Raw genomic sequence first — 21135 nt, 5'->3', positions numbered from 1 at the left:
TGAAACAAGCCTCCTTTTCGTTGACCCAAACTTCGACGGGTTCAACTTAGCGGCAGCCGCGAAAAACTTCAAGAGCCGATCCGCAATCACCCCGCTCAGCCTCATTCGCCGTTGCAGCGGTGCCCACGCACGCCTGGCGCAGCGCATCTTGGCCGAACGCAAGTGCTCTCGGGATCCGATGTGCTTGTCGCACCAACGAATCGGGCCTTTCTAACTGCTATAGCGTTTGGCGGGCTGTCGAGAATTCTGGCGAAGCGATGCGCCTATCGCCTACGGCCCTATCGAGACGAGGATCCGATCTTGAGCTCCCCATGACCCATATCACAGGAGCTATGCCATGACCACGAAGCGTTCCCAGCCCGATGCCTGCAGCCTGCTGGACACCGACCACAAGAACGTCAAGAAGATGTTCACCGCCTACGACGAACTCGCCAGCTCGAAGTCGGCCCGCGCAACCGCACAAAAGCGCGAGCTTGTGCAGCAGATCTGCGCAGAACTCACAGTACACACCCAGCTCGAGGAAGAAATCTTCTACCCCGCGGTGCGGGAGGCCATCAAGGAGACCGACTTGCTGGACGAGGCTGAGGTCGAACACGCGAGCGCCAAGGATCTCATCGCTCAGATCCAGGAAGCCGAGGACATCGACGAGATGTTCGATGCCAAGGTGAAGGTGCTCGGCGAGTACATCGACCACCACGTGAAGGAAGAGCGCAACGAGATGTTCCCGAAGGCCCGTGCCGCCAAGGGTCTGGACCTCGTGGCCATGCGCGAGCAGTTGATGGCGCGCAAGGAAGAATTGATGGCCGAGGTGATGGCCGGCGCATGAGCTTCGTCGCGCCCCCAAGAGCCCGCCTTTCGGCGGGCTTTCTTTTGAGCCATGCATGGGCCACTAAACAATCCAGCAAGCCTGCGGGGCTGCGTCGCTGAGCATGTTGACGCACCGCGAGACGCACTCGCCTGAATGCGCGCCCCTCCACCGAGGCCACAAGTCGTCCAGGCTCCACGCTCCAGGCGTCGAAGCATCCTCACTCGATCGCCTGAAAGCTCCCCGCCGCAGGAGCGCCGTCTCACGCAACAACGCACTCGGCGCATGCCGATACTCTACGTACAAAATATAACCGAGCAGTCACAAACACGACCCTTCGCCCAAGAAATCGGCGGATGGTATGCAATTCCCCGTTCAAATGCGACAATCGATGGCTCCACCCATACCCTCGGATTAAGCATGACAGTTCTCAACAGCTGCTCCTGCAGCATCGTCCATTTGAAGAGCGTAGAGCGCCGTCCCTGGATGCGAGTGTTCCCGTGGTTAGAGGCCTACCAGTGTGGAAACTGCGCAAAGGTGCAGTTGCTTCCCAAGGATGCGGTCGACAAAGCGCTGGTCGACTATGCATCTAGGCTTCGCGTCCATCCGAGATCGCATCGACCTGCGCCGTGGTCCAAGGCAAAAGACAGCACCGCAAGCTTCAACCAGCGGCACTGATGCCCGCTGGACCGTCGGTGGCGTCCGGCCACCCGTTCCAGCAAATCGGCGAGTGCCGCCGCACGCCCCCCTGCGCCGGGCCACCCGCCGCACGACAGTGCGGACAAGCCACCGAGCCCCGCAAAAGCAAGCGTCTGCCCGTCGTCAAAATGAGTCATGCGGCTAGCGGCCGAACCGCACCGCTTGGCTCTTGAAGCCCGATGTCAGAGTCGCCAACTGCTGGCCCGCCGCGCCAAGAAGTTCCAGCATCGACGTCCTTGCCGCAAGTGCAGCGGAAGCGTCCTACGGAATCGGCCTCGGCTCAAGAGAAACTTTGCGCCTTTCTCCACCTATGAGTGTGCTCAGAACCTTCATCGGAATCGCGGTGTTCCCATTTCTAGCCGTCATCGTCATGGTCATCGGCTTCGCCTGCGCCGCCGCTCATGCCATCGCCCTTCCAGGCCTGTACTGGTGGGAACGCTACAGGGGGCGAAATCCGACGCCCATCGAACGAAAGAAATCCAGGGCTGAGCCCCAAGGCTGAGCCGCCTGCACCGCCGCGCCGGCAGCTTAAAGATGGCGGGCGATAGCCGCGAAGGGCCTCCGCTCGCAAGAGAGGACGGCGGCTCGGCGCCTGCAAGTGCCGGATCATCTGATGGCAACGCGTGGATTGCCTGTGCACTCAAGCAGTCGGTGCCCCTTCGCTGAGGACGCCTCATTGCTCGTTGGGTGTCCAAGGCACGCAAACGTTCTGAGGGGGGCGCGACTGCTCGGAGGTCGAGCGCTCCCGCTCCCAGGAAAATTGCTTGCTTCGGCCGGCGCCGGATGGAATGCCAATCAGCCGCTGCGATGCGATCACTACTCCTGCGCCGCCCAGCACACCAAGCGCAGCTCACTCAGTGGCAGCGCCGCATGACTACCGTCGGCAAAGCGCACCTCGCCCTTGTCGGCGTCGTGGGCCTTGATGCGCAATGTCCCCCGGCGCCCGCCGTGTTCAACCACCAGCACCGTACGGCCCGCGCTGCGCGTCGCTGTCGCCCGGGCAACAGAGCGCTCGACCTTCTCCGTCGGAGCAGGCCCTGGCGCTTCCTGCGTGGCCAGCATCGCTTCAACCTCCGCGCGGGTGGTCGGAGCGTCTCGCTCAAAGGCGGCCGCCACCGTTTCTGGCGCGCGGCGCCAGGCCGTCACAAGTCGGTAGAGGCCACGAAGGTCAAGGCCGATGCGCCCTTCGTCGATCGCTTGCCTGAGCGGCGGCGGCATATCGTTCAACGCGGCCGCCTCCGTGACGAAAGATCGGGACTTGGCCAGCCTGCGAGCGATGTCCGCGCGCGACATTCCCTCGGCCTCGCGCAGTTGGACAAACAGCGCAAGGTCCAGTGGGGACATGTCCTCGCGATGCAGATTCTCCACCGCCTGAGCGAAGGGGTCCGCTCGATCGTCCAGAAAGGCGGGCACCGTGATCAAGCCTGCCTGTCGAGCGGCACGCACGCGCCGCTCGCCGCGGTTGATCAGATAGCGTCCAGCTGCAGCCCGGTTCGCTCGCACGGATACCGGCTCGAGCACCCCGTGCACACGAATCGATTCGCTCAGCTCGACCAGAGCCTGCTCGCCAACGCGACGACGCGGCTGGTCGGGATCGGGATCGATCAACGCGAGCGCGATCTCCAGGGGCGCTTGCAGCGCACTTGCAATGCCAGCTGAATCGAGAAGCTCGGAAGCCCGAAACTTGTGGAGCCCGCTGAGGTCGAGTGGCTTGATGTCCTTCATGATGGCATGCCCGAAGATGCCATGTCTTGCGCGTCCATGCGACGCTCTAGCAGCTCGAAGACCTCCCTTACCTCCAAGCACGCGTCACGTGCTGAGCCCTTGGCCAGCGCCCAGACCGACACACCCTGCGACAACGCTTCCGGAATGGCCGAGCGCGTCGAGATGTGTGCGGGAACGATGTATTCGGCAAAGCTTTGGACGAGTTGCCGCATCGCTGCCTTTTGCCGCACGGAGTGAGGGTTGAAGCGATTGAGCACGATGCCGGCGAGGCGCAGCTGAGGGTTGTAGCGCTGCCGCACACCGAAGACCGTCTTGAGCATGTCGGTCACGCCATCGATGCTGTACTCCTCCAACTCGATCGGACAGACCACATCGGTGGCGGCGATCAGTGAGGCGCTCATTCGCAAGCCGAGCGCGGGTGGCGTGTCGATGACCACCACGTCAAACAGCGAGCTCAGAGCCTCGACGTTCCGGCGAAACACCGGGATGGCAACCTCCGCCTTGGCGAGTTCGACGTCTGCAAGGTTCTTCGAGGCCGGCGCCAATGCAAGCCGGCCTTCTCCTGCGAGCTGATCCTTCACCTCGGTCTCTTGCGCGAAAAGCCTGGCTGCGCCCACACCCTGGGCATGTGCACGCAGGGTCTTGGAGGCGTTGCCTTGCGTGTCAAGGTCGATGAGGCACACGGATCTGCCGTGCTTTTCGCGTTGCCAGAACGCGTAAAGCACCGCGAGCGTGGTCTTCCCTACCCCGCCCTTCTGATTGCTGAAGACCACCACCTTGCCCATGCCATCCCCTTGGTCGAAGGTTTGTTCGACGCAAGCGTGCAGCCACCGCAGCGTGCGGAGCAGTTCGCCGGCCTGAAAGGACCCGTGCGTCGACGCCGGTCGACGGCGTCGAGAACGCCTGCCGGCAAAGGTGCGCATTGGAGACCAGAGGTGCCCGGCCGATGACTACCCGAACTGATAGTGGCGTGGTAGCCCTCGCGCACAGACATTGCACCGGATGCAAATCTCCACCAACTTCTCGAACCCTCCTTCTGGGGTGCAACGGCCCATCCAGCGTTGCATGCGATGCAATACGCGCGTAGCGAAGGCATCTTCGGCACCGCGCTTGACGGCATGGCCAGAAACGCCCCAGGGAACGTGCCAAGGAAAGCGCCAAGGAACGCGCCAAGGAACGCGCCAAGGAAAGCGCCTTCGGATGTTTCCAGGAGCGCTCCTGAAGACGCTCCTGGGAACAATCCTCGCTGCACTGGCTTGCCTATCCGCCAGCGCCGAGCCCGTCGTGCTGCCCGTCGTGCAGGCATCACGCGACAGCGAGCGCGTCGCCATCCTCAGGCAGGAGCTCCAGAACACCAAAGCGTCCATCGAGGTTCTGGCTCGCCGTCACGCGGCACGCCTCAAAGCCGCGGATGCCGAGGGCGCGGCGGACGTCGAACTCGAGCGCGCACGCGCGCTCGGAGACCTCGTCGCACTTGAGCGAGAGCTCGCAGCAGTCTCTCAAGAAGGCCCGTCGGCGCCACGGCGGCGCAACGCGGACGGTGCACCGTCGACCGACACCAAGCCCACCACGCGCCGCTCGGATGCGGCAGCACCCGCGCGCTGGTGGGACGTGTATCAGCAACGCATCGGCAGCGCGGACGCATCGGCGCCACCGCCCGCGGGATCTCTGTCCCCTGTTCCGCCCAGCGTGAGAAACAAAGAAAGTGGCACATGAACTTCAACACTCGTGATATCCACCGTCCGGCGATGCGCCATTCAAGAGCGCCAACGCTTGCCCTGCGCGTCCTGCTCGCCGCCGCTCTGTTTGTGCTGTGGCCCCTCATGGCGCATGCGGGCAGCCCGTTTGCAACCGGCGCCAACGCCGCGCAGCAGCAACTCGTTGCGATCCTGACACCCATTGCGGCCGTCGCGGTGATGGTCTCGGGTGCGATGGCCTGGTTCGGGCGGCTGAGCTGGTGGTGGCTGGTGGCGGTGGTGATCGGCACGGTGCTGGTGTTCGGCGGCCCGCAGATCGTCTCGTGGATCCGTGGCCTCTTCGGCGTCTGAGGGGCGGCCATGCATCGCAACCACGGCATCACGGCGGACCCTCTTTTTGTCGGCATGACCCGGCCCTCCATGGTCTGGGGCGTGACCTACTCCGCCATGATGTTCAACATCGTCGTGACCATCGAATCCTTCATCGTCACGAAGAACCTCGCCTGGCTGCTCGCCTTCGTCCCGATCCATGGCGTGCTCTACCTCGTATGCCTCTACGAGCCACGTTTCTTCGACCTGCTGCAGTTGTGGGGCCGCACGCGCTTGCCAGCGGCGCTCAACGGAAACCTGCGCTTCTGGCGCGCCAACTCCTACAGCCCGCTCGCTCTGAGCCTGCCCGGTGCCCGCGGCCGCCGCCGGGACCGACACGTGCAGGTGCTGATCGCCGTGGAGGGTGCGCTGTGCGATTGACCACCCGTTCTGAATCGACATTGCGCCGCGAAGCGAGCGCGGCCTCGATGATCCCCTTCTCCTCGCACGTCGATGCCCATGTGGTTCGCCTGCGCTCAGGAGACTATGTCCAGACCCTGCGCCTGGGGGGCGCAAGCTTCGAGAGCGCGGACGACGAGGACCTCAACAACTGGCATGAACGCCTGAACGTGCTGCTGCGCAACATCGCATCACCACATCTGGCGCTGTGGACCCACGTCGTACGCAGGCGAGAGACAGGCTACCCCGCCGGGCGCACCGTCCCCGGCTTTTCCGATGAGCTCGAGCAGCGCTACCGCCGCAAGATGGCCGAGGAGCGGCTCATGGTCAACGAGCTCTATCTGTCCGTCGTCTACCGTCCCCAGTCCACCCGTGTCGGCAACGCGGCGCTGGCCTTCCTCAAGCGAACCGACGCACAGGGCGCCTTGGCAGAGCTCAAGGACTCCCTGGACACATGCACCAAGCTTCGCCAGGAGTTACTGGCCTCACTGGAGCGCTACGACCCCGAGTCACTGGGCATCTACCGACCGATAGGCACACAAAAACCGTTCTCCTCGCTGCTCGAGTTTTTCGCAATGCTGATCAATGGGGAATGGCAGCGCATGCCGCTGCCACGGTCTCCGCTCAACGAGGTACTTGCCACATCCCGCCCCTTCTTCGGCAACGAAGCCATGGAGTACCGCTCGGGGACGCAAAGTCGCATCGGTGCCTTCCTCGGCATCAAGGAGTACCCGACGCCCACGGCGCCCGGCATGTTCAGCGGCCTCCTCACGGCCGACTTTCCGTTCATCCTCGCGCAGAGCTTCACGTTCCTGGCCAAAGGCACCGCGGTGGACATGATGCGTCGGCAGCACAACCGCATGGCGGCCGCAGGCGATCTGGCCGTCTCGCAGGCCGACGAACTCGCAGACGCGCTGGATGACCTGGTCAGCAACCGTTTCGTCGTCGGCGATCATCACTTCAGCCTGCATGTGCTCGCCCATGCCGAGGAAGGCGCGGGCGCTGTCGAGGGCGTGCCGCGGCTCAAGCAACTCAACGACCACATTGCGCGGGCCCGCTACCTGCTCGGCGACACCGGGATGGTTGTCGCACGCGAGGATCTGGCACTCGAGGCGGCGTTCTGGGCGCAGTTGCCGGGTAACTTCGGCTACCGCACGCGCAAGGCGCCAATCACCAGCCGCAACTTCGCGGCCATGTCGCCTTTTCATAACTTCCCGACGGGTCGCGCGCGCGGAAACTTTTGGGGCGATGCGCTGGCGATGCTCACGACACGCGCAGGCTCGCCCTACTACTTCTCATTGCATGCGAGCGATCCGCGCAGCCCCGATGGTGGCAGCCGTCGCGATGTGGGCCATGTCACCGGCGTCGGGCCCGTTGGTACGGGCAAGACGACCTTTCTCGGGTTTTGCATCGTCGCGATCTGCAACCGTCTGGACGCCACCCAGATCATCTTCGACAAGGACGAGGGCCTCCACATCCTCGTGCGGGCATTGGGAGGCCAGTACCTTCCGTTGAAGAACGGAAGTCCCACCGGCTGCAATCCGCTGCAGCTCGACGCCGGGGTACCCACAAACCTTGAGTTCCTGCGGCAATGGCTGCGCCGCCTCGTGATGCGCTCGCCCCACGAGCTCCTGAGCGTGCGACAGGAAGACGACCTGGATCAGGCCCTGCACGGGACCCTCGCACTCGCTCCACCCTACAGGCGCTTGTCGCGTCTGCTGGCTTTCCTGGACGTCACCGACCCAGAGGGAGTGCACGCGCGGCTGCGCAAGTGGTGTGCGTCGGAGCGCGGCGACTACGCGTGGGTGTTCGACAACGACCAAGACGTTGTCGCGCCACTGCTCGAGGCCCATGCGTTGGTCGGTTTCGACGTCACCGACTTCCTCGACAACGACGTGGTGCGCGCCCCGCTGACCATGTATCTCTTTCATCTCGTCAACTGCATGGTCGATGGCCGGCCGCTGGTGTGCTGGATGGACGAGTTCGCCAAGCTGCTGGACGACCCCGCATTCGCGAGCTTCGCGAAGAACGGCCTGGAGACGTGGCGCAAGAAGAACGCGAACATCGTGACCTTCACGCAAAGCACGCACCATGTTCTGGGCTCGAGCATCGCGCGAGCCATCGTGGAGCAGACGCCCACCAAGATCCTTTTTCCCAACCCCGAGGCCAGCCACGCGGATTGCACCGAGGGTTTCAATCTCACCGAGCGTGAGTTCGCGCTGGTCAAGCAGGAACTCGTGCCCGGATCGCGCCAGTTCCTCATCAAGCAAAACCGTGACAGCGTCGTGGCCCAGTTAGACCTCAGGCATCTGGACGATGCGCTGGGCGTCATCTCGGGCCGCACCAGCAACGTCCGGCTCATGCAGGCGCTGATGAAGCGCCATGGCAGCGCGCCCAGCCAATGGCTCGCCCCTTTTCGCGAGGCGCTGCTACAGCACAGCTCGCAACGACCTTCACCCCAGGAGTTTCCACATGCCTAGAAAGCTGCTTTTCTCGCTTGTCACCTGCGCTGCGCTACTGGCTCCACTGCAAGCGCGTGCGGGGATTCCGGTCATCGACTTCGCGGCCATTGCCAATCTGATCCAGCAGATCATGTACTGGCAACAGCAGATCTCTGCCATGCAAAAGCAGTTCGACGAGCTCAAGGCCTCCAAGGAGCAACTCAAGCAAACCTACGAGTCGATGAGCGGCTCGCGCGGCATGGAGCAGCTTCTTGCGACTTCCGACGCAGCACGCAACTACTTGCCGAGCAACTATGCCGATCTGAGGAGGTCGCTCGACACGCCCGTGCCAGGCTATGCAGGTCTGTCGGAACAGGTGCGATCGATCGTGAGCGCCAACAGCGTGCTTTCGACGACGCAGATGGACGCGCTGAGCCCTGAGCTCAGGCAACTCGTCGAACAAGGCCGTCAATCTGCCGCCTTGCTGGATGGCATGACCCAGACGGCTTTTCAGACCACCAGCCAGAGGTTCTCTGCACTGCAGACGCTGATCACCGCCATCGCGCGTGCCCGAGACCCCAAGGCCATTCAGGAGCTGCAAGCGCGAATCCAGGCGGAGCAGAACATGTTGACGAACGAGCAGACCAAGCTCCAGGCGCTCTACCAGTTGTCGCAGGCCGACGAGGCGAGGCTTCGCCAGCGAACCCGAGAACGCGTGGTGTCCGGCCACGGTGACTTCTCCAGTCGATTCACACCGACACCCTAGCCGCCCCTGCCGCCTCGACACATCGCTTTGGCGCGCCACCGTCGTGGTCATCGCCATGGCGGCTTCGGGAAATCCACTGGCTTCTCAAACGGCGAGCGGGCTGCCAATCACCCGCTGCGCTTGCAGCATGCGCACCAACCACAAGCCATGCGACCCCACCGAGAAGGCCGACGGCGCATCCAGCGGCTGAGGTCGAAGTGGCGTCGCACGATTTTTGAAACTTCAGGAGCCAAGCCATGTTCTTTCGGCAGCTTTGGACGCAGCTCGTCTCGCAGCTCACTGAGTTCATAGGCGCGAAGTCTGCAGCACTGGCGACCGCGATCGAGCCCGCGGTAATCACGTTGGCAACGCTCTACGTGATGATCTGGGGATACCTTTCGCTCACCGGCAAGATTCAGGAACCCATTCTGGAGGGGATCAAGCGGATCTTCTTCATCGCGGTCATCCTGGGTGTGGCTTTGAGGCTCTGGGCTTTCAATGAGCTCATCGTCGACACCTTCTTCAACGCCCCGACCCAACTCGCGGCAGCGATCGTCGGCGCCGCAGACCCCGTCTCGACCATCGACACGATCTGGGAGAAGGGGGGAGAGGTCGCATTCAGCCTGTGGAGCAGGGGCGGTGTGCTCAATGGGGATGTGGGCTTCTACATCGCCGGCGCCGTCATCTACCTCATCATCGGCGCCGTCGCGGTCTACGCGCTTTTCCTCTTTGCCCTTTCGAAGATCGCGCTGTCCGTCGTGCTGGCGCTGGGCCCGATTTTTATTTCCCTGCTCTTCTTCGAAGCGACACGGCGCTTCTTCGAGGCATGGGTCGCCCAGCTTTCGAACTACGCGCTCGTCGCGGTGCTCGCAAGCATGGTCGCCTCACTCATGCTGCAGGTCGTGGCGAACTACGCCGCTCAAACCGCGGAACGTGGCGCGGCGCTCACGACGGTGGATGCCATCAACATGGCCTTGATCGCAGCGGTGGTGCTGCTCGTGATGTGCCAGGTGATGCCGATCGCCGCCGGACTTGCCAGTGGCGTTGCGCTCAGTTCCTTCAGCGCTGTCGGTGGGCTCACCAAGTGGGCGCTCGGTGGCACCAGGCGCAGCGCGTACGAATTCGGCCGCGGCGTGCTCGACGGCCTGCACGGCGAACGCGGCAGCCGATGGGACTCCTTCCGTCGCCTGGGAGGCAACCGGGTCGGATCATCGATCGCTTCGCTGGCCGGCAGGAGTGCAGGCGCGCAGCGCCCCACCCTGCCCAGAGACCGAGTGATGAATCCCTCTTCCTCTCGGACTTGACCCCTCTGAAAAGACTTTATAGGAGCTCTCACGTGAGATTCATGGTCGCACTCTTGCTCACCCTCGCACTTGGCGGCTGCGGCACGCGAGCGCCCCGACCTCCGACCTGCGAAGGCGCCCTCACACCCATCAACGGTGCCTCCGCGCCCCGTCCTGCAGGAGACTCAGATGCATCGTGACGAGGCGCTCGAGCGCTACACGCTCGAAGCTCAGAGCTGGGAGCTCGACCGCGCACGTCGCGCCCAAGGCTCAGCCAAGACCGCCTGGGTCGTGGCCGCGGCCGCCACGGCCGTCGCGGTATTCGCCGTGGCCGCCGTCGCCGGACTCACGCCCCTCAAGCAGCCGGTGCCGGTGGTCATTCGCGTGGACAGCAGCAGCGGCATCGTCGACATCGTGCCGGCCTATGAAGGCACCACCGACATTCAAGAGGTCGTGACGCGCAACCTGCTGCAGAACTACGTCATTGCGCGCGAGCGCTACTTCTATGCGACCGCCGAAGCCGACTACGAGCTGGTCGCCTCCCAGAACTCGCCTCTCCTGAACCAGGCCTGGGCGGCGTCGTGGGCCGCCAACAATCCACTCTCGCCGCTCAACACCTTCAAGGACGGCACGGCCATTCGCGCGCAAGTGCGTGCTGTGACCTTTCTCAAGCTGGAAAGCGGCAAGGAGAAGCTTGCACAAGTTCGCTTCAGCCGCTACGCCCGAGCCGGTGGCACGGGCGATGAGCAGACGACCCATTGGGTGGCGACGATCGAGTTCGCTTACGTGCCGCCATCGAAGGATGACAAATGGCGCTCGCTCAATCCCCTGGGTTTCAGGGTGGTCGAGTATCGGCGCGAGCCCGAAGTCGCACCAACCGTCGCCGTCCCCCTCTCCCCCGCAAAGCAGGCGCGCTGATGAACCATCGTCTTGCATCTTTCCGCCAGCCCGCGCTCATGCTGGTGCTCGTCCTTGGCTGGCTGTGCACCACCCACACGGCGGTGCGCGCCGCAACGATCCCGTCCGAGGGGCACGTCGATGCGCGCGTGCGCACAATCGACTACGACCCGGAAGACGTCATCAGCCTGCATGGCTACGTGGGCTACCAGATTCACCTGCAGTTCGCCGAAGGCGAGACATTCGTGAATCTGGGCTCCGGCGACAACGGCTCCTTCGACGTAGGTGCGCAGCGCAACCACCTCTTCCTCAAGCCGAAGGAAGCGCAGGCCAATACGAACCTCACGATCCTCACCGACCGTCGCACCTATCACTTCGACTACATCGTCTCAGCCCGGGCGCCCGCCGGGGCCGCGGCTCGACGAATGATCTATTCGATCCGGTTCAACTATCCGGCCGACACGCTGCGCGCTGCCGAAGAGGCGAGAAAGCGCGCTGAGGTGGAGGCGAAGCTCACCCGCACGGCAGCCACGCGCAACTGGGACTACTGGTTCTGCGGAAGTGAGTCGCTCAAGCCGACCCGCGCCTTCGACGACGGCCACCACATCCGCCTTCGGTTCGCCGACCAGGCTGAACTGCCGGCCATGTTCGTTCAGAACGACGACGGCACGGAGTCATTGCTGAACTTCAACATCGACGCCGACGAGATCGTGATCCATCGCCTGGCGCATCGCATCGTGCTGCGCCGGGGTCAGCTCGTGGGATGCGTGGTCAACAAGGCATTCGCAAGCGGTGCGCGCACGCCCGGCGCGACGGTGGCGCCCGATGTCCAACGCACAACCGTGGGAGAGCAGCCGTGAGTGGCGCGTCGAATCCGGATCGTGATCCGCCGGCAATTTCATCCGCTGACGACGAAGCGCTCGGAGGAAGTCGCCGCGCGGGCGCGGTCGATCCAGACACTGGCGAGCTTTATTCCGTTCCCCGCCGTCCAGAGCGCCCTGATGCGTCCCACACCGGGCGCGGCCATGCGATCGACGGGGAGCGGACCATTCCCTCGGTGAATCGGGAACGCACGATCCAGTCGAGGATCAGCAGCTTCGTGGCCATCGGCACCATGCTGCTGCTGGGTGCCGGTTTCCTGTTTTGGTACTACAGCACCCAGTACGCCAAGGGTCGCGAGGCGCAGTTGGCCGCACAGAAGGCCTCGGCGGCCCGCGCCGGCGGCGAAACCAAGGTGCCGCCGCTGGGCCGGATCGATCCGCCGCCGACGCCACCACAGGCCTCCGCACCGCCACCCAGCGCTTCACCGCCTGCAGCGGCGGCGACACCCCCGGGCGGACCACCGCCAAAGACCCCAGCCCAGCTTGCGCTCGAGCGCAAGCTCGGAACGCCCGTGATGCGGCACGCGCTGTCGCCTGACGCAGCCGCAGCAACGGCCGCTTTCGCCGGCGGCCCGGCCGGGCCGGCGGCAAGTGGCGTACCCAACATGGCGCAGATCCTGGGTGCCTTGCAGCCGCCACCCTCCAGCCTCTCCAGCCCTCCTGGCCTCGAGGGCAGTCTCCGACCGACGCGCACCCCCGCCGTTACAGCACAGGTCCTGCCGACGCGCCGCTTTCTTCTGCCCAAGGGCGCATTCATCGATTGCACCTTGGAGACCGCGATCGATTCGACCTACGAAGGTCTCACCACCTGCATCGGTGCCAGCGACATCTACAGTGCCGACGGCAAGGTGGTGCTGCTCGAGCGCGGCACGAAGTACGTGGGTGAGCAGCGCGGCTCGCCCCGCCACGGACAGGGCCGTGTTTTCGTGCTTTGGAGCGAGGCGAGAACACCCACCGGGGTGGTGGTCCAGTTGGCATCGCCGGGCACCGACGAGCTGGGGCGCAACGGCCTACCGGGATTTGTGGACACCCACTTCTGGGAGCGCTTTGGCGCAGCGATCCTCGTGTCGGTCATCGACGGCACGATGCAGGCGCTGACGGCCCAGCAGCAAGGTGGCGCGGGCCTGACCAACCGCGGCGCGCTGGTGGTCGGTCGCCAAGGCAGCCGGGACATCCTGACCGAGGTACTGCGCAGCACCATTGCGATACCTCCAACCGTGATCAAGAACCAGGGCGAACGCATCCAGATCCTGGTGGCCCGAGACGTGGACTTCCGCGATGTCTATGCCCTACGCGTCGCGCCTGCCCAACCCTGAAGAAGCGGAAGCTTCAGGCGTGGCGACGGCAGCCGCGCCACCGCCGCCCTCCTCGCTCGCGCTGTTTCTCGACCCGCTGATGCCGCTGCTCGAGGACACCGAGGTCACGGAGATCTGCATCAACGAACCAGGAATCGCTTTTGTGGAACGGCAGACGGGGTGGACGCGCGAGATCCTTGCGTTCGCGAGCTTCGACTGGTGCATGTCGATCGCCAAGCTCGTTGCCAACTTCACGAAGCAGCGCGTCTCGGCCCAGGAGCCGTTGTTGTCGGCCACCTTGCCTGGCGGCGAACGCATACAGATCGTGCTGCCCCCGGCGACCTCCGAGCAGACCGTTTCGATCACGATCCGTCGTCCCTCCAGTGCACTGTGGTCGCTCGATCAACTTGAATCGATGGGCGTGTTCGAGCCGACACGCTACAACGAACCAGCATTGAAGGCAGCGTCGGAGGCGGGTTCTGCAGGCCCCGGAGACCGCGAGCTTGCGGGTTTGCTTCGCGAACGCAGGTTCGGAGACTTCCTGCGCCGCGCAGTTCGACTGCGCCGCAACATCTTGCTGTCGGGCGCCACCGGCTCGGGCAAGACGACGCTGAGCAAGGCATTGATTCTCGAAGTGCCCCCCGAGGACCGGCTGATCACCATCGAAGACGTCAGGGAGCTGTCCCTTCGCAACCAGCCCAATCACGTGCGTCTCTTCTACTCCCAGGGCGCTCAGGGACAGGCGATCGTGACGCCAGGGCAGCTCCTGGCTGGCGCCAAACGTCAGCGTCCCGACCGCATTTTCCTGTCCGAACTGCGAACCGGCGATGAAGTCTATGACTACCTCGTCTCCGTGAACACGGGCCATCCGGGCTCGATCACCAGCGTCCATGCCGACAGTGCGCAGATGGCCTTCGTGGCACTCGCGCAGTTGATGAAGCGCAGCGCCGCGGGCCAGGGCATGACCACGCGTGAAGGCGTGGAGCTTTCGCAGCTGAGCGTGGACATCGTCATCCAATGCGCACGTGTGCGGCAGCGACGCATCGTGCAGGAGATTTGGCATGACCCCAGCACCAAGCGTCGAGCCTTGGCCTAGTGCTTTCAGGATTGGGGGCGCCTTGCTCGTCGCGGCCGTGGTGGGCCTGTGGGCGGCCGGCTACGCCTTCTTGATGCTCATGAAGCTGCCGCCCGACAGCGCCACGCTGTCGACGATCGTTGACTACTGGCTTGCTTACGGTGACAGACCCGAAGTTCGTCGATCGCTGCTGGCCGCTTTGGTGGGAGCACAAGGGGTCACGCTCGGTGGCGTGGCCATCGCGATGGTCCCACGCCGACGCGCGCTGCATGGCGAGGCCCGATTCGCCACGCACCGCGAGATTCGGAAGGCCGGGCTGCTCGCAGACAACGGCATCGTTCTCGGGCGCCTGGGCGCGCGCTACCTCGTGCTCGCCGGTCAACAAGGCGCCGAAGTCGAAGCACCTCCTCGCAGCGGCAAGGGCGTGGGCGTCGTGGTGCCTAACCTGCTGAACTGGCCCGGCTCCACCATCGTGAGCGACGTGAAGGGAGAGAACTTCATGCGCACAGCGGGTTTCCGGCTTTCCAAGGGCCAGGAAGTGCACCTGTTCGATCCCCTGTCCGAGCAGGAGCGCTCCTCGCGCTGGAATCCACTGGGCTATGTGTCGCAAACGCCTTACCGCTGCATCGACGACCTGCAGCGCATCGGAACGATGCTGTTCCCGGATCCCCTGGCGGGCGATCCCTTCTGGACCTCGTCCGCGCGATCGCTGTTCCTCGGGATCGCGCTGTACCTGTTCGAGACACCCGGGGCGACGCGCACCTTGGGTGAAGTCCTGCGCCAGGGAATGGCGAGCGACGCGGAGGGCTTCCAGAAACATTGGAAGCGCGTCATCGAATCGTGCGAGCGCGCCGGCTACCCACTGTCGCAGGAGGCTGTGCGCAGTCTCTACGACGTCATCGACCTCGCACCGACGACCGCCTCGAGCATCCGCAAGACCTTCACGAGTCGACTTGATCTATGGCTCAACCCCCTGATCGACGCGGCCACTTCGGCCAACGACTTCGATCTTCGCGACCTGCGCAAACGCCCGATCTCGATCTATGTGCAGATCAACCCAGACAACATCGCACGTCTGCAGCCCTTGCTCAACCTGTTCTTCCAGCAGGCCATCGGTTTGCAGACGCGGGAACTGCCCGAGAGCAACCCGGCCCTGAAGCACCAGCTGCTGCTCATGCTCGACGAGTTCCCCGCGCTCGGGCGCATTCCGGTGATCGCGGAATCCACGGCGTTCCTGCCCGGCTACAACGTGCGCACCGTGGTGATCGTCCAGTCCAACTCGCAGCTGATCGAGAAGTACGGCGTGGAGGGTGCCAAGTCGATTCGCAAGATGCTCGCCGCGCGCATCGTTTTTCCGCCCAAAGAGTATGAGGATGCCGAGGCCATCTCACGCGAGCTCGGCACCTACACGGTCCGCCAGAAAAGCGTCAGCCGTCCGATGTGGGGCGGCTCAGGCACATCGGGCAGCGTCAGCATCAGCGAACAGCCGCGCCAGCTGCTGCTGCCCCAGGAAGTCAAGGAACTCGACCCAGCACGCATGATCCTCTTTTACGAAGGACTCCGACCCGTCCTCGCTCACCGCATCATCTACTTCAAGGACAAATCCTTTGCCCGGCGGGAGATCGCTCCACCCGAAGTCCCGAAGCTCACGATGGCTGTGCGTGCAACCACGGCACTTGCGGGATATGCCATGCCAGCGCCTGCGCCGCCGGCAGGATCGAGCGCTGCGACCTCGACGACGCCTGCCACGAGTACGGGCCATGCACTGTCGAAGGACAACTTGCAGATGGCGCAGGCCGTGCTCGACGGCAGCTTGGATCTGAAGGACTTTTCTTTCGACTTCGACGACGTCGACATCCCCACCGAGCCACTGAGCGAGGAGGAGATGAAGCGCCGCACCGATGAGTTCATGGCCCGCCTGCTGGTCTGAGCGGTCCATTCCAACCAAGGCCATCGCATGCACTCCTCATCCAATGCCGCCCCACTCGGCGCGCAGCCGCCAGGGGCCGCGTCTTCGCCGCCATCGGGGTCCAACGATCCGCAGGAGACCGCCAGCACAAGGCGCCCGCGCAGTGGCCGCGCGCCCGTGCGCGGCGTGTTGCTGGAGGCCGCCGCAGCGCCTTATCGGTTCGATCCGGCAGCACGACGCTCGTTCTACGTCCTCCTGCGCACAGAGGTTGGAGAGCGCAGGCTTTGGGGCGCCGACCTGGAAGCCGCGCTCCAGCGAGCGGCCTCCCAGCCACGCATCGGAGACGACGTCGTCGTCTTGCCTCTGGGCACGCAACCCGTCCGGCTTCGCGTGCCCGCCGAGGACGGCTACAAAGACGCAGTCGGACAAGAGCGGATGCGTGCCCAGCGGCGTCACTGGCGCATCGAGACGCAAGACCATGTGCACATGCTCGCGCAAGAAGCTCAGCATCTGCGCGTCGCACGAACGTTGTCGCCAGAGACCATGCGGCGCGACCCTCGTCTGACATACGCCATGGCCGGACTGCAACTGGCTGCACAGTATGCACGGCGCCTCACCGCCGATCCGCACTCTCAGCAGCAGTTACTCGCATCCATTCGCCATCGCATCGCTGATGCGCTCGTGGATGGGCTGGACCTCCATCTTCCAGACAGGCGGGTGGCGATGGCGCGAGCGCCCGTCCTCTCAGGGCCGGGACGCGCCACCGAGTGGGACAGGCATGCCCATGAGCGGACGTGAACTCGCAAGGCAGAGGCGCGCGCCCTTCGCCGGCCGCTGCGGACTCGATCCGCACGCTGCCAGATGACCATGCGTCGTGATGCGCACGAGAAGACCTTGATGCCCACAACGCACAGCAGCAGCCGGTGCGAAGCGACGGCCAGCGGCCGCTGGCACGTGGCGGATGGATCGCTCGAGTCGCTCAAGTGGCTCGCGCTGGCGTTGATGGTGGGGGACCATGTCAACAAGTACATTCTGAGCGGGCAGGTCACGACGCTCTACCTGCTCGGTCGCATGGCGATGCCGCTTTTCGGCTTTGTGCTCATGTACAACCTCGCGCGACCTCGCGCGCAGGCCAACAATGTGCATCGACGTGTAGCGAAGCGGCTCGCGGCCTTCGGTGTGCTCGCAACGCCCGCGTTCGTTCTGCTGGTCGGATGGTGGCCACTGAACATCATGGCGGCGTTGCTCGTCGCGACCTTCATCGCCTGGCTGCTGGAGCTCCGGAGCGATGGCCATCGATGGCTGGCACTGCTCACCTTTGTAGTGGGCGGCACCGTGGTTGAATTCTGGTGGCCGGGATTGCTGTGCTGCCTGGGCGCGCGCTCTTTCATTCGTCGTCCGAGCATCAAGACCGCGATCGCCTGGCTGCTTGCGACCGCGTCCCTATGGCTCGTCAACGGCAACTTCGCTGCCATGGCCGCGCTGCCGCTGATCTGGGGGTTCAGCCGCATTCATGTTCCCCTTGAACGGCGGCGATGGGTCTTCTATGCCTTCTACCCCGCCCACCTGTTCGTTCTTGCCCTTGCGCTGCACTTCGCCAGCACACCGCGCTGTGCGCGGGCATGCTCACAAGTTGCGACGAACCTCGTAAGGGCACCTGAAGTGCAGCCACTCGCTGGCGCAGCCGAACCAGCCCGACTCAAACCTATCGAAGGTGTCAGCGCGGCCGGAGGTGGCGATTCAAGTACAACCGTGACAAAGTGGCCACCATGAATTCACGCATCGTGACTACCTTTGACGTCGAGCCTGAACTGCGTGCCGAACTCGAATCGGTTGCGGATGCTGGCGGACCCGTCAGCACTTCTGCCGCCGATGGGGCGTGCCGAGCCGTCGAACGCTGCCGTGTTCAAGGCGAGTTCTACGCGCGTGGGGATACCGCTTGGCAAGAAGATCTACGAACTGGTGTTTCGCAACCTGTGGCCGAGGTGTTCGATCGCATCCCAGGCCCGCATTCATGCACGGGGTCGCGAGCTTCAAGACCCAAACACATGACCAGGGTTCGCGGGGTTGAGATGACCTCCGCGAAATCCTTTGCGACCAGCAGATCAGGGCGTTGGCCATTCGTCATTAGCGCGAAGCGGACTACCACTGAGACGATGCGGCCTTAGGTCTGCGACCCGGGCTTGCGGACCGAGTCACCGCGCTAATGAAGTGAGACGAGTGTCGATGACCCGCCGAGTGGGAGGGAAGCCTCGTCAAGCCGGGCTGTTCGCGCCGACCGCGTGCTCGGTCACCGCATCGGTGTCGAGGCGCTGCGCCTGCCCGGACGCGCCGCCCTCGGCCTGAAGCGCCAGGTCGAAAACATGGACCCGGTGGTTCGGTGCCCGGTTGATCATGAGCCGCATGACATCGGCGCGCGCGTAGTGGCCCGCGGGATCGGCGGCCGCCTTGGCCACCGCGATCTCGCCCAGGTCGATCTCGGCGCAGATGACGCCCTCCCAGGTGTCAGGCATGCGCTCGGACAGCGGGTTGCCATGGGGCCCGTAGATGACGGAGTGCCCGCCGCCGACCGTGAACAGCGCATGCTTGGCCGGCGTATCGCAGATCTGCGACACCATCGACGCCGAGGTCACGGCCGATGGGGCCAGCACGAAGCACCCACCTTCCAGCGCATAGGTCTGCGTCGCCGCGAGGCTGACCTCCGCGCCCAGCGCGTAAGCGTTCTCCTTGTAGAGGCTGAAGCCGGGCCAGGCGGCGATGTGCAGCTGCTCGTTCTGGCTGTACATCGCAAACTTCGTGAGCGGCTGCAGATGCTCCCAGCAGGAGAGCGCGCCGATGCGGCCCAGCGGCGTGTCGCTCACCACGAGGTCGCTGCCATCGCCTTCGCCGAAGACGGTGCGCTCCATGTGCGTCGGCTTGAGCTTGCGCCGGCGCGAAACGGTCTCGCCCTGGTTGTCGATGATCCAGTTGCCGACGTACAGGCTCGCGCCCAGCCGCTCGACGACGCCGAGCGACACGAAGATGCCGAACTGCTTCGCGGCCGCTGCGATGCGTCGCGCACCCTCGCTGTCGTAGCTGAAGGCGTTCTCGAAGAAGCGCCGCACCCATCCCTTGCCAAAGCCCCAGGCCGGCGCGTCGAGCCAGACCCACCAGGGGTAGCCCGGAATCCAGTCCTCCGGAAAGGCCACGATGGCGGCGCCCTTGCCGGCCGCCTCCTCGATGTAGCGCACCGTGAGATCGATGGCGGCGTCGTGGTCGCAGAAGCCCGGCGCGGCCTGCACCACGGCCGCAAGGAACTTGGGAGGGAAAAGGGGCGACGACGCGCCGGTGGATGCATTCATGGACGAAGCGCTCCTCGAGGGATGGGTGAATGAGGGAATGGGTGGGGGAAGACTCAGGCGCGCGCGGAGGCACCGACGCTCGCTGGCTGCGGCACCGGCTCGGCCACGGCCTCGCGGGTCAGCCCGAACAGGCCGTCGATGCGCTGGCGCTCGGCCGCGCCGTGGGGCCGCAGCCATGCGAAGCCGGCGTAGATGGCCAGGTTCACGGCCAGCGCGATCACGCCCGAGGTCAGGCCCCAGGCGGCCTCGAGCTGCCGGGCGAAGAAGCTCTCGAGCACGATGACGAGCACGAAGCCCACGACCATGCCCGCGATCGCCCCTTCCTTGGTCCCGCGCTTCCAGAAGATGCCCAGGAACTGCGGCACCGCGAGCTGGATGACGCCCTGGTAGGCCAGCACCGCGAGCGTGAACAGCGCCGGCAGCTTGAGGCAGGCGACCCAGGCGGCCAGGGCCGTGAGAACCACCATGCCGATCTTCGATACCGTGACCAGCTGCCGCTGGCTCAGCGTGGCGTAGTTCCCGACCAGGTCGTTGGCGATCTGCGCGCCCGTCGCCTGGATGCTGCCGTCGGTGTGGCCGATCGATGCCGCCAGCAGCACCACGCCGGCCAGCCCGAGCAGCAGCAGGCCACCCGCTTCCTGGCTCACGATGAACCACACGTCCTCGGGGTGGCTGGCCACGGAGGGAAGCTGCGAGGCGAGCATGCCGAAGATCAGCAGGGGGATGCAGAACACCAGCGACGCGGGCATCGCGATGGCCGCCGATTTCTTCAGCGCCGCCACGCCGTCGGCGGTGAACAGGCGCACGAAGATGAACGGCAGGCACCAGCCGCCGATGGTGCTCGTGAACAGCAGGCTGAACAGGTAGAGCGGCCCTTCCTTCGAGCCGAAGGACGGCAAGGAGAACATCGCGGGATCGAGCGACTGCAGCCGCACGCCCTTGTTCGTCCACAACCAAACGACCAGGCCGCACAGCATGAGGCTGCCGAAGATGTAGGCCACGATGCCCTGGTACATGTCCGAGATGATCACGCCGCGCATGCCCATGCGCACGGTCCAGATCTGGCGGATCGCGACCACCACCACGCCGAGGATCACGGCCTCCGAGAAAGGCAGCGCACCGAGCGACATGAAGTGGAAGAGACCACCCATCGCCTGCATCGCGAGTACCAGCCAGGGGAAGCCCGACACGATGCCGATCAGCGCTGCGATGGTGCGGATGTGCCTGGAGTCGTAGCGCAGGGCGAACAGATCGGGTTGTGTCCGCAGGTCGAAGCGCTGGCCCCAGGTCCACACGCGCTGCGACATGGCGTACATCAGGACCACCGTCATCAGGCTGTAGGCCAGCACGTAGAACGAGATCACGCCGGCACTGACGGCCAGGCCCGCGAAGGCGGTGAACATCGCGCCCGGATACCAGGTGTTGAGGAAGGACATGGCCTGGTAGTTGGCACCGAACGAGCGGCCGCCCACGGCGTAGTCGGTGAAGGACCGGTCCTTGCGGTAGCTGCGGTGCAGCACGTAGATGATGACCAGGAAGAAGGCCAGCTGGAGGCCGAATGTCAGCACCATCGC

General features: G+C 64.6%; 20 protein-coding genes. 16 read left to right on the top strand and 4 right to left on the bottom strand.

Going from position 1 to position 21135, the window contains the following annotated elements:
• Positions 1 to 337: 337 nt before the first annotated feature.
• The 3 genes from INQ48_35955 (at position 338) to INQ48_35945 (ending at position 2006) form a co-directional block, all read left to right on the top strand.
• Positions 338 to 826: a hemerythrin domain-containing protein gene (locus INQ48_35955; GenBank protein QRF62878.1), complete on the top strand. Its 489-nt coding sequence runs from the start codon at positions 338 to 340 to the stop codon at positions 824 to 826.
• Positions 827 to 1090: 264 nt separating this feature from the next.
• Positions 1091 to 1483 (top strand): hypothetical protein, encoded by a 393-nt coding sequence (locus INQ48_35950; protein QRF62877.1) that lies wholly within the window; start codon positions 1091 to 1093, stop codon positions 1481 to 1483.
• 190 nt (positions 1484 to 1673) lie between these two features.
• Entirely contained in the window at positions 1674 to 2006 is a 333-nt protein-coding gene (locus tag INQ48_35945) for a hypothetical protein (protein ID QRF62876.1), read from the top strand.
• Positions 2007 to 2320: 314 nt separating this feature from the next.
• Here the strand turns inward: INQ48_35945 and INQ48_35940 are convergent, their stop codons facing one another.
• Both INQ48_35940 and INQ48_35935 read right to left on the bottom strand, forming a co-directional pair.
• Positions 2321 to 3229: a ParB/RepB/Spo0J family partition protein gene (locus INQ48_35940; GenBank protein QRF62875.1), complete on the bottom strand. Its 909-nt coding sequence runs from the start codon at positions 3227 to 3229 to the stop codon at positions 2321 to 2323.
• Complete coding sequence (locus INQ48_35935; protein QRF63112.1) at positions 3226 to 4014, bottom strand: ParA family protein; 789 nt, start codon at positions 4012 to 4014, stop codon at positions 3226 to 3228. The genes INQ48_35940 and INQ48_35935 overlap by 4 nt, the downstream gene beginning before the upstream one ends.
• A 499-nt stretch (positions 4015 to 4513) precedes the next feature.
• Here INQ48_35935 and INQ48_35930 point away from each other — a divergent pair, with 499 nt between their 5' ends.
• The 13 genes from INQ48_35930 (at position 4514) to INQ48_35870 (ending at position 17993) form a co-directional block, all read left to right on the top strand.
• Positions 4514 to 4945 (top strand): hypothetical protein, encoded by a 432-nt coding sequence (locus INQ48_35930; protein ID QRF62874.1) that lies wholly within the window; start codon positions 4514 to 4516, stop codon positions 4943 to 4945.
• A 32-nt stretch (positions 4946 to 4977) separates the two neighbouring features.
• Positions 4978 to 5277 carry a TrbC/VirB2 family protein gene (locus tag INQ48_35925; GenBank protein ID QRF63111.1) on the top strand — a complete coding sequence of 100 codons (300 nt, stop codon included), beginning with the start codon at positions 4978 to 4980 and terminating at the stop codon, positions 5275 to 5277.
• 9 nt (positions 5278 to 5286) lie between these two features.
• The gene (locus tag INQ48_35920; GenBank protein QRF62873.1) at positions 5287 to 5676 is read left to right on the top strand and encodes a type IV secretion system protein VirB3; all 390 of its coding nucleotides are present in this window, start codon (positions 5287 to 5289) and stop codon (positions 5674 to 5676) included.
• Positions 5667 to 8174 (top strand): VirB4 family type IV secretion/conjugal transfer ATPase, encoded by a 2508-nt coding sequence (locus INQ48_35915; GenBank protein QRF62872.1) that lies wholly within the window; start codon positions 5667 to 5669, stop codon positions 8172 to 8174. Before INQ48_35920 ends, INQ48_35915 begins: the two co-directional genes overlap by 10 nt.
• Positions 8167 to 8901 carry a type IV secretion system protein gene (locus tag INQ48_35910; protein QRF62871.1) on the top strand — a complete coding sequence of 245 codons (735 nt, stop codon included), beginning with the start codon at positions 8167 to 8169 and terminating at the stop codon, positions 8899 to 8901. The genes INQ48_35915 and INQ48_35910 overlap by 8 nt, the downstream gene beginning before the upstream one ends.
• A gap of 236 nt (positions 8902 to 9137) precedes the next feature.
• A complete protein-coding gene (locus INQ48_35905) occupies positions 9138 to 10184 on the top strand; it encodes a type IV secretion system protein (GenBank protein ID QRF62870.1) in 1047 nt (348 codons plus the stop codon).
• 168 nt (positions 10185 to 10352) lie between these two features.
• On the top strand, positions 10353 to 11081 hold the full coding sequence (locus tag INQ48_35900) for a type IV secretion system protein (protein QRF62869.1): 729 nt from the start codon (positions 10353 to 10355) through the stop codon (positions 11079 to 11081).
• A 38-nt stretch (positions 11082 to 11119) separates the two neighbouring features.
• Entirely contained in the window at positions 11120 to 11920 is an 801-nt protein-coding gene (locus INQ48_35895; GenBank protein QRF63110.1) for a TrbG/VirB9 family P-type conjugative transfer protein, read from the top strand.
• Positions 11824 to 13257, top strand: coding sequence for a type IV secretion system protein VirB10 (gene virB10 / locus INQ48_35890; protein QRF62868.1), 1434 nt, complete (start codon positions 11824 to 11826; stop codon positions 13255 to 13257). Before INQ48_35895 ends, virB10 begins: the two co-directional genes overlap by 97 nt.
• A gap of 79 nt (positions 13258 to 13336) precedes the next feature.
• On the top strand, positions 13337 to 14332 hold the full coding sequence (gene virB11 / locus INQ48_35885) for a P-type DNA transfer ATPase VirB11 (protein QRF63109.1): 996 nt from the start codon (positions 13337 to 13339) through the stop codon (positions 14330 to 14332).
• Positions 14298 to 16241: a type IV secretory system conjugative DNA transfer family protein gene (locus INQ48_35880; protein QRF62867.1), complete on the top strand. Its 1944-nt coding sequence runs from the start codon at positions 14298 to 14300 to the stop codon at positions 16239 to 16241. The genes virB11 and INQ48_35880 overlap by 35 nt, the downstream gene beginning before the upstream one ends.
• 27 nt (positions 16242 to 16268) lie before the next feature.
• Positions 16269 to 17018, top strand: a complete 750-nt coding sequence (locus tag INQ48_35875; GenBank protein QRF62866.1) for a hypothetical protein — start codon at positions 16269 to 16271, stop codon at positions 17016 to 17018.
• A gap of 99 nt (positions 17019 to 17117) precedes the next feature.
• Entirely contained in the window at positions 17118 to 17993 is an 876-nt protein-coding gene (locus INQ48_35870; protein ID QRF63108.1) for a conjugal transfer protein TraX, read from the top strand.
• Between the two features lie 482 nt (positions 17994 to 18475).
• Here INQ48_35870 and INQ48_35865 read toward each other — a convergent pair whose 3' ends face one another.
• Together INQ48_35865 and INQ48_35860 are read right to left on the bottom strand one after the other, a co-directional pair.
• Entirely contained in the window at positions 18476 to 19561 is a 1086-nt protein-coding gene (locus tag INQ48_35865; protein ID QRF62865.1) for a carbon-nitrogen hydrolase family protein, read from the bottom strand.
• 53 nt (positions 19562 to 19614) lie between these two features.
• Entirely contained in the window at positions 19615 to 21132 is a 1518-nt protein-coding gene (locus INQ48_35860; GenBank protein ID QRF62864.1) for a sodium:solute symporter family protein, read from the bottom strand.
• Between the last annotated feature and the right edge of the window lie 3 nt (positions 21133 to 21135).

This window comes from Variovorax paradoxus (assembly GCA_016806145.1).
Classification (GTDB): Bacteria; Pseudomonadota; Gammaproteobacteria; order Burkholderiales; family Burkholderiaceae_C; genus Variovorax.
This window is presented reverse-complemented; position numbering and strand designations above follow the sequence as displayed.

Excerpts from the sequence above, each read along its gene's own strand:
- INQ48_35955 (QRF62878.1), top strand. The coding sequence starts at position 338 with ATGACCACGAAGCGTTCCCAGCCCGATGCCTGCAGCCTGCTGGACACC.
- INQ48_35950 (QRF62877.1), top strand. The coding sequence starts at position 1,091 with ATGCCGATACTCTACGTACAAAATATAACCGAGCAGTCACAAACACGA.
- INQ48_35940 (QRF62875.1), bottom strand. The coding sequence starts at position 3,229 with ATGAAGGACATCAAGCCACTCGACCTCAGCGGGCTCCACAAGTTTCGG.
- INQ48_35935 (QRF63112.1), bottom strand. The coding sequence starts at position 4,014 with ATGGGCAAGGTGGTGGTCTTCAGCAATCAGAAGGGCGGGGTAGGGAAG.
- INQ48_35925 (QRF63111.1), top strand. The coding sequence starts at position 4,978 with ATGCGCCATTCAAGAGCGCCAACGCTTGCCCTGCGCGTCCTGCTCGCC.
- INQ48_35920 (QRF62873.1), top strand. The coding sequence starts at position 5,287 with ATGCATCGCAACCACGGCATCACGGCGGACCCTCTTTTTGTCGGCATG.
- INQ48_35910 (QRF62871.1), top strand. The coding sequence starts at position 8,167 with ATGCCTAGAAAGCTGCTTTTCTCGCTTGTCACCTGCGCTGCGCTACTG.
- INQ48_35905 (QRF62870.1), top strand. The coding sequence starts at position 9,138 with ATGTTCTTTCGGCAGCTTTGGACGCAGCTCGTCTCGCAGCTCACTGAG.
- INQ48_35900 (QRF62869.1), top strand. The coding sequence starts at position 10,353 with ATGCATCGTGACGAGGCGCTCGAGCGCTACACGCTCGAAGCTCAGAGC.
- INQ48_35895 (QRF63110.1), top strand. The coding sequence starts at position 11,120 with ATGCTGGTGCTCGTCCTTGGCTGGCTGTGCACCACCCACACGGCGGTG.
- virB10 (QRF62868.1), top strand. The coding sequence starts at position 11,824 with ATGCGTGGTCAACAAGGCATTCGCAAGCGGTGCGCGCACGCCCGGCGC.
- virB11 (QRF63109.1), top strand. The coding sequence starts at position 13,337 with ATGCCGCTGCTCGAGGACACCGAGGTCACGGAGATCTGCATCAACGAA.
- INQ48_35880 (QRF62867.1), top strand. The coding sequence starts at position 14,298 with ATGACCCCAGCACCAAGCGTCGAGCCTTGGCCTAGTGCTTTCAGGATT.
- INQ48_35875 (QRF62866.1), top strand. The coding sequence starts at position 16,269 with ATGCACTCCTCATCCAATGCCGCCCCACTCGGCGCGCAGCCGCCAGGG.
- INQ48_35870 (QRF63108.1), top strand. The coding sequence starts at position 17,118 with ATGCCCACAACGCACAGCAGCAGCCGGTGCGAAGCGACGGCCAGCGGC.
- INQ48_35865 (QRF62865.1), bottom strand. The coding sequence starts at position 19,561 with ATGAATGCATCCACCGGCGCGTCGTCGCCCCTTTTCCCTCCCAAGTTC.
- INQ48_35860 (QRF62864.1), bottom strand. The coding sequence starts at position 21,132 with ATGGTGCTGACATTCGGCCTCCAGCTGGCCTTCTTCCTGGTCATCATC.